Consider the following 233-nt stretch of genomic DNA (forward strand, 5'->3'; position numbering starts at 1 on the left):
GGGTTGTCATGCCAATGGCATTGCCCGGTAGCTAAATGCGGAAGAGATAAGTGCTGAAAGCATCTAAGCACGAAACTTGCCCCGAGATGAGTTCTCCCTGAGACTATAAGTCTCCTGAAGGAACGTTGAAGACGACGACGTTGATAGGTCGGGTGTGTAAGTGTAGCGATACATTGAGCTAACCGATACTAATGAACCGTGAGGCTTAACCTTACAACGCCGAAGATGTTTTG

Annotated in this window: 1 rRNA gene; it reads left to right on the plus strand. The window is 47.6% G+C overall.

Annotation, left to right across the window (positions count from 1 at the left end):
• Positions 1 to 213, plus strand: a 23S ribosomal RNA gene (locus tag NNO02_RS23715); the annotation flags it as partial.
• Positions 214 to 233: the final 20 nt, after the last annotated feature.

It is taken from the genome of Citrobacter sp. Awk 2 (assembly GCF_028069815.1).
In the GTDB taxonomy this organism is placed as follows: domain Bacteria; phylum Pseudomonadota; class Gammaproteobacteria; order Enterobacterales; family Enterobacteriaceae; genus Citrobacter.